The organism is Cephaloticoccus capnophilus, assembly GCF_001580045.1.
GTDB classification, from domain to species: Bacteria; Verrucomicrobiota; Verrucomicrobiia; order Opitutales; family Opitutaceae; genus Cephaloticoccus; species Cephaloticoccus capnophilus.
The window spans coordinates 1-7,400 of sequence record NZ_LSZP01000025.1 but is presented as its reverse complement, the minus strand read 5'-3'; the positions used below and the strand labels follow the sequence as shown (position 1 = coordinate 7,400).

The window sequence follows — 7,400 nt, the reverse complement described above, 5'->3', positions numbered from 1 at the left end:
GACCCTCGCCACGGTTATTTTGCTTTTGGGCGGCATTCAGCTGATGGGCCTCGGCATCATTGGCGAATACCTAGGCCGAACTTATACTGAGGCAAAGCGGCGCCCACACTATCTAATTAGCCGTAAAGTGGGCTTCGAGGAGTGAGTCGAATCAATCACATCAACTCGCTCGCCTTCCTGCCCGCGCTGATCGTGCGAAATAGCACAAGTGTAAGCCCATCGGTGAGATCTATGAAATGCGCTTTGCTTACTATTCTCTATATTTAAGCCTTAAAACAGTTTCGGCGCACCGACAGGTGCGCCGAAAATCAGAGAATCCTAGCCCTTACTCAAAACTCAAAACTCGTAACGAAGCGTAAGTTTTGGGTTAATCGGGGTGCTGACGAAAACTCGACGGAGCTCAGAGCCAGTGATGTAGTCTTTATCCAAGAGATTGTGGATGGATAGCTGCGCCTGCCAGTTTTTGTTAAAACGATAGCTGGCACTCGCTTCGGCGACGATGTAGGAGGGCATCCAGAATACGGGTTGGACTCGCACGGGGTCATAGCCTGCCGGTGGCGACGTCCATCGCCCTTCTGCATCGCCGGCGCGTTCACCGACATAGTTTGCGCCTAGCCCTACTCGGAGCCCGCTCAGTGCGCCTTGGGTGAAGGTATAGGAGGCCCACATTGCTGCAGTCTCTTCGGCAACATTAGGCCCTCTCATGTTTTCATCATCGCGGAACTTGAAGTTAGTGTAGCTACCAATCAGCGAGAAGTTCTCATTTGGTGCCCAAGCGAGTTCGAATTCGACACCCTTAGAGCTGACGCTGGTGTTCACCGCAGGCTTTAGAGGGAAAGGGATGGGGACTCTGTTATTTTCAGGGTTATCTCTCCAAAGGTTCTCTTGTAGAATATCGAAGTAGGTGGCTGTGGCATAGAGTCGGCCATCGAAGAGCCGGAGGCGCAGGCCTCCCTCATGTTGCCGCCCAGGGCGGGTGTGAGCGGGGATTCCCAAGCCCGGGTCACCTCCTACGAGCACCTCTTGTTTCGAGTAACCGTAGAAAACCGAAACCCCAGGTGTCATTTTGTAAACGAAGCCGGCAGATGGGAGCGTCGCCTCTGCTCTACTGTCGATACGCACTCCTGTCTGGTTGTTATAAACATTGGAAGCGTAGCGGTTTTGCGAAAGGCTGCCGCTGAGCACGAGGCGGTCGTCGAAGAGGTTAATTACCTCATAAATATAGACCTGGTTACCACGATGGCGGTCCGACGAGTTGAAGTGCCAGTCGATATCGGGATCAAACGCATAAGCCGGCGGCGTATAGTTATTCGCAAAATCGTAGTAGATCCCATCGTCCGCATAATTTGTTTGCCGAAAGTGTTGGCTGATGTAGTTAAATGCATAGCCGGCGACCGTTTGCGATTTCCAATTGGCCGCTGTATGTTCGTAGACGAAGTCGTTTTGGAAATTCCCCCTCATACGTACTGGCCATTCTTTAAGGCCGCCAAGTTTGTATGTGGGGTTGTCGTTAAAGGTGCCGTCCCAATACCATTCACCGGTGATAGGGTTGAGCTGGATGGGGTCTACCACTACTCCTGTTTGCCCGAGGTAGGGAGCACTCGACCCGAGGAAGTTTGAGCGCACGTCCGACTCGACCCAGTTTCCCGCGACTCGCATCGAGAGTTTGTCGGTAATCTGAGCCGAAAGTTGAAAGCGGGTGTTATGCGATTTTTGGTGGGCGGTGATATTGCGCCCTACGTGTTGGAAATCGCGTGGCAGGCCTTCTGACAGATGAATGTTGTTACGACCTACAGCATAAAGGGAAAGCGGGGCCCTGCCCGCAGCAAGAATGTCCGCCTTTTGCACTTGAAACTGGAGGGTGAACTCAGTCGTTGGGCTAAGCCGGTAGGTAAACATTGGCATCGCCGTGGTGTTTTGGTGAAACACCCTCTGTCCGTAGTCGTCGGCGTCGGTGAAGGCCCCGACCACGCGCACCGCGAGCTTATCGTTGACCACATAATTAGCATCGAGCTCGGCTCGGTTAGAATCGTAGCGGCCGACTTGGTAGGACAGATAGCCCTTGTTTGTGAACAGAGGCTTCTTGGAGATGTTGTTAACGACACCTCCGGGAAGACCTTGTGGGGCGAGGATCGCATTAGGGCCTTTTACAAACTCAATCCGCTCGACGATAATCGGATCTTGGTTCGCTAGGCTGAACTGGGCGAAGCCATCTAGGGTCAAGTCATAGTCGGAGAAGCCACGAACGTTCATTACGTCCATCAGCAACGGGAACCCACCCTGGTTGCTGAGGCCTGCCACATATTTGATCGCATCGGTGAGGCGAGCTGTGCCGATGTCCTGCATAAACTCGCTAGTGACGACCGAGATGCTCTGGGTAGAGTCCATCAGGTTCATCCGAACGCGGGTGCCTGAACTGGCTTCGGCTGCTTGGTAACGGCCTATATCTGCGCTCTCGCTTACGGAAAAGGGGGAGAGCCGGACGATTTCTTCGTCGTTTTGGGCTGGGGTTTGCTGGGCGTAGGTAGCGACAGCCAAGCTTAGCATCAATACCGATGCAGCTGCTAGCCTACCTTTTTTGGTGGAGGGAGGGGATACGTACTTCATATTTTAGGGGTTTGGGTGGAGGTTTACCGCCGGTGGGCGGCGAACGGAAAACCGAAAGCGGGGCGAAAGCGACGACGCGGTCGACCTAGGGGAGGGACACGCGGACTTGGTGTGGGGTAAAGGGCGAAATTTGAGGCAAGTGCGTTAGTAAAACAGTAAAAGCTATAAATAATAGTGCGGTCCTGCGTTTTGCTCGCTAGGGAGGGGCTTGGACTCTAGCTCTCACCTATAAATACATTTCGATCTACGAGTTTTTGGAGTGCCTCTTGGGACTTTTTGAGGAGTCGGAGGGCTTCAATAGCGAGAGGTTCGACTTCATAAATACTGTATTGTTCGGCGTAGGTGCGCAGAGCCATCATTGCGTTAACCAGTTCAGAATAAGCCAAGTTTTGATAGGGAGAAACCGGAGATTGAGGCATATGGGGGATCTGCTCAATGAAAAGCGTGCCTGTCTGTTGCCCTCCGCAAAACGGATCGGGTTCGTGATAAAAGGGAGCGTCCCAGTTTTCTTTTAAAGGAGTAATCATACCGGCCACGCGGTAAAGGTATTCGGCGACTTCTATGGAGGTGTAGAGGTTTTTAGCCATTTCCCAAGCAGTTTCGATATGTAAACTATGCTTGTTGATAGAGATCATCGTACTGCCGGACGTGCTGGTGCGGCGGCCTCCGGGCTCAAACGCAGGGATAGGAATAAACTTTAGTTTTCCTTCGATCTGGGGGTTTTCCCTTTTCCACTGGGCAAGCATCCAGTTGGTGATTATTGTCCCTACGACGAATCCATCGAGCCGTTGTTTGTGTCCAGTAGAAGTATGAAGAGCGACATCGGTTGCTACGCGTTTTGGTCCGGTAATCCATGTAGTGAGCGTCGCAAGAGTACGGGCATTTTGCGCATTGGCAAAGGAAGGGTTACCGTCTTTGTCAAAAAGCACTCCGTCATTTTGTAGAACGAGCATGCGGATTGCCTCAATGCTAACTTCTCCGAGACTCAATAAGTAGCGATCCGGGCGGCCGTCGCCGTCCAAATCGGTCATCAGCGGCCGCATGACGCGGAAATAGTCGTCCCAAGTCTCGATTTGCGCAATGGCTTCGTCACTTATTCCGGCCGCTTCGGCTAGATCGGAGCGATAAGCCAACAGGGCGGGCGCCGCAGTAATCGGAAGTCCAAAATGGTGTCCGCGATGAGTGTGCTGCAGAAGCGTAGTCCGGTCATACTGCTCGTACAATCCCTCTTCGTGAAGGCGATCAGTGATATCTAGGAAGCCGATTTGATCAAGGGGGCCGTGGTATACCCTAGGATATATCCCTTCGTGTGTTTCCAACAGATCGGCGACCGGTGTGCCCGAGAGAAAGCCAGAAATCATCCGGTGCTCAATCACATTGGGATGTAGCATCGTCATCGTGAAGCGACTTTCCGGCGGATGCTCCTCATTCCAATGTGCGATCGGCTCGATATAGGCGTCGCGATGCGGAGTCGCAAAAACCCAAAAAGTGATGCCATCGGGCTCTCTGTAAGGGATCAGTGCTACGAGAACGGCACTTGCAATCGCAAGGCAGAAAATGACAGCAGATCCGGGGGACAATCTCATGGGGAAATGCTAGGGGTTGGAGGGGGCTGTGATGGGGAGGGGGAACGACTAAATGGGGAGAAAGACGGGGGGCGCACGAGCAGGGCAAGAAATGAGAGGTATGGCAATAAAATAAGAGGATTTACCTAAAATCTGCCCCGTCTAGTTTTTTTCAAAACGGGCAATTTATTGACGTATAGGTAGAAATAGCGTTTCGGGCGCAGGTTTATTTATGCCAAAAGTCAGGCCTGCGGCGGTTGCTGAGCGAGGTGGCGGTTCCGGAATGCTGTAAGGAATTACCCGCAGAAAGCATGGCTACCCAATACCGAAGTCGCAGCGGACTTAGGGCAAAGGGGCAGCGGTATCCTGCTTTTGATGTCATAAAATAGGCAAGCTCTTGATTGGCAGGAAAGTAGCTGCCAGCTTCCTAGTATTATTTTAATCTATATATGAAAACCAACGAGTCAGATTATCCCGAGTCCTTATATTCAAGTCGGGGCGTACTCACGAAGGCGTGGTGGACGCGCGTGGTGGGACGGTTCATGAGGCTGCTTCTACTTGCTCTTGCGGTATGTGCACTGTGGTTGACTATTGAGGATCGTTGGGGGAATAACTTTCTAGTTCCGACGCGTTATATTGGTGATTCTCATTATATATTGGCAATGATGAAACTCGCCAAAGAAGGCGATCTAGGTCTGTTTACTCATATCACGACAGAGTCGCTAGGGGCTCCATTCATCGGCCAGCTAAATGACTTTCCCGAGGCGGAGCGAGCCATTGTGTGGCTCGGTGGGCAGATCGCTAGGGTAATTGGACTTATGCCCGCCGCGAATGCGATGCTGATACTCTCCTGTATAGTCGCGGCCTTTTCTTTTTACTTTGCTGCTAGACTGTGGAAGATCTCACGACTATCCGCGTGGGGCTTCGCCCTCGTTTATGCTTTTTCCCCTCATAATCTACGTTCGCTTGATAGCTTGGGGATAATATTTACAGGGCTCCTCCCGCTTCAGTTCTATTGTCTGTGGTATATCGCGACCGTTGAGAAGGTATCTTGGGGCTCTTTCCGTTTTAGGCTAACTTTGGTTATGGGCTTACTGAGTGGATTGTTAAATATTTATTGGGTGTTCTTTTTTCTGAACCTGTACGCGCTTGCTCTGTTATGTCGGATTTTTAAGGGGAGGAAAAACTTCATCGCGTCTCTAGCTCCTATTGTAGCTACCTGTCTGATGGTCGGGGCACTACTGGGGAGCTTTATTGTCTATAAGTTGAGTTACGGAGAGAACCCGGCGGCCCTAGTTAGGTCTTATTGGGGAATAGACCGAGCAGCACTTAAACCTATAGAACTTTTTATCCCTAGTTGGGGAACTTACCTAGAGATGTTTTCAGGTTTCTTCTCGAGATACTATGATGGAGGTAAGCTGGGTACCGGGGAAGAGTGGTGGGGTACTTATATTGGGCTCCTTCCTATGGCGGGCCTGTTGCTTTTGTTTTTTAAGGGAATTCAGCGCCAAGTGAATAAACGTGCGCCCTCACTCCCGTTTCTCGCTGCGTGTTGGGTTATTGCCTACGCCAGCTTTGGAGGAATTAATGCTATTTTTAGTTTAATATTAGATTTTTACGACATACGGGCAACGAGTCGCTATTTTGTGGGAATCGCGACTATCGGGCTGATTTACTTTGTCTTTGTGATTAATCGATTGATGCGGAACTGGTCGTTTGCTACCAAGTTCAGCGTTTTGGGGGGACTGGCTTTGCTGGCTATTATGGACCAATCCTTCCATAGTTATTTTTACCCTCGTTATAATAAACCCACTCATGTGATGAAAGAGCTAGTCATGGCCGATAGAGACTTAGCATTAAGGCTGGAAGACAACTTAGAGGCTGGAGCTATGATCTACATATTGCCTGTCCTAGATTTCCCTGAGCCCCTTGAGGGGCGCGGGGCTTATAAGATTAACTTTTTTATCTATGACCCAATACGCCCTTTCCTTTACTCCACTAAGCTTCGTTATTCCTATGGGAGTAATAAGGGGCGACAGGGGGCAGACTGGCAGCTTGATGTGCAAGATTTACCCCCTAGAGAAATGGCTGCTACTTTGGAGTCCTACGGGTTTTCTGGGATTTTGTTTAATCGAAAGGACTGCGCCGATCGTGGCGCGCAATTGCTAGCAGAGCTTGGCGAGGCCGGTTGGCCTGCCGAGTTTGAGCAGGGAGTAAATAATGAGTGGGTTTTCATACGGCTATCCCCCGCAGCAAACCCTGTCCTCCCGACACTCACTCCTTACGCACTCGCCTCAAGGAAGTAACTCTCGTACGCAGTCACTTTACAGCTCTGAAAAAAATGCGGCGCACCAAAGGGTGCGCCGCATAGGAAACAAGTTAACTATAAAACCCACTTAAAACTCGTAGCGGAGAGTGAGTTTCGGATTAATGGGTGTGCTTAAATAAAGAGTGCGATTAGTACTCGACCTGATGTAGTCTTTATCTAGGAGGTTCTTGACGACGAGTTGTGCCTTCCAGTGCTTGTTGAAGCGGTAAGTCGCATTGGCCTCGACCTCGGTATAAGAAGGGACCCAGAATATAGGCTGGTAGCGAACGGGTGGGAGGCCTGAGCCCTGAGGCGGGGTTGTATACAGGCCCATAGTATCGCCGGGACGTTCGTCGACGTAGTTGGCCCCGATTCCGAAGGATAGGCCACGCAGCGCGCCTGTTTCGGAGAAGGTGTAGCTGCCCCAGATTCCGGCCATTCTCTCGGCGACATGCGCGTAGCGCCTATTTTCCTGGTCGCGATTTTTAAATTCGGTGTAACTGCCGATTACCGAGATGTTTTTGGTGGGCGACCATGCGAATTCAAACTCGAAGCCCTTCGAGGTGCGATTGCTATTTATCCCGGGCTGTTTAGGCGCAGTCGGGTCAACCCAGTTCGCGGCGTTCGCTTCCCAGATTCCATCTTGTTTGATATCGAAGTAGGCAAAGGTCGTGTAGAGTCGGCCATCGAAGAGCCGGAGGCGGAGGCCGCCCTCGTGTTGACGGCTGGGGCTCGTGTGGGCAGGAATAAGGTCATTCGGTCTGGCTATGCCCAAGATCTCTTGTTCGGAATAGCCGTAATAGAGAGAGATCTCCGGGGTAAGTTTGTAAACGATACCGCCAGAAGCTAGCGTTGCTTCGGCCCTTTCCTCGTTGCTGGTACCACTTAAGTTGTTAGTCCCACCGCTGAAGTAACGATTC

4 protein-coding genes and 1 pseudogene are annotated in these 7,400 nt (G+C 51.3%); 2 read left to right on the top strand and 3 right to left on the bottom strand.

Annotation, left to right across the window (positions count from 1 at the left end):
* Positions 1 to 145 (top strand): annotated as a pseudogene (locus tag AXK12_RS09535) (glycosyltransferase); the annotation flags it as partial.
* 191 nt (positions 146 to 336) lie between these two features.
* On the opposite strand, the gene AXK12_RS02705 reads toward AXK12_RS09535, so the two are convergent.
* Positions 337 to 2,547, bottom strand: a complete 2,211-nt coding sequence (locus tag AXK12_RS02705; RefSeq protein WP_068711237.1) for a TonB-dependent siderophore receptor — start codon at positions 2,545 to 2,547, stop codon at positions 337 to 339.
* Between the two features lie 275 nt (positions 2,548 to 2,822).
* Positions 2,823 to 4,193 (bottom strand): ABC transporter substrate-binding protein, encoded by a 1,371-nt coding sequence (locus AXK12_RS02700; RefSeq protein WP_082782592.1) that lies wholly within the window; start codon positions 4,191 to 4,193, stop codon positions 2,823 to 2,825.
* Between the two features lie 521 nt (positions 4,194 to 4,714).
* Between AXK12_RS02700 and AXK12_RS02695 the strand changes: the two genes are divergently transcribed.
* A complete protein-coding gene (locus tag AXK12_RS02695) occupies positions 4,715 to 6,478 on the top strand; it encodes a glycosyltransferase family protein (protein WP_068711235.1) in 1,764 nt (587 codons plus the stop codon).
* Positions 6,479 to 6,568: 90 nt separating this feature from the next.
* On the opposite strand, the gene AXK12_RS02690 is transcribed toward AXK12_RS02695, so the two are convergent.
* Positions 6,569 to 7,400: TonB-dependent siderophore receptor (locus AXK12_RS02690; protein WP_156468810.1), on the bottom strand; the 832-nt coding region annotated here is incomplete at its 5' end.

Coding starts and splice junctions, on each gene's coding strand:
- AXK12_RS02700 (WP_082782592.1), bottom strand. CDS start 4,193: ATGAGATTGTCCCCCGGATCTGCTGTCATTTTCTGCCTTGCGATTGCA.
- AXK12_RS02705 (WP_068711237.1), bottom strand. CDS start 2,547: ATGCTAAGCTTGGCTGTCGCTACCTACGCCCAGCAAACCCCAGCCCAA.
- AXK12_RS02695 (WP_068711235.1), top strand. CDS start 4,715: ATGAGGCTGCTTCTACTTGCTCTTGCGGTATGTGCACTGTGGTTGACT.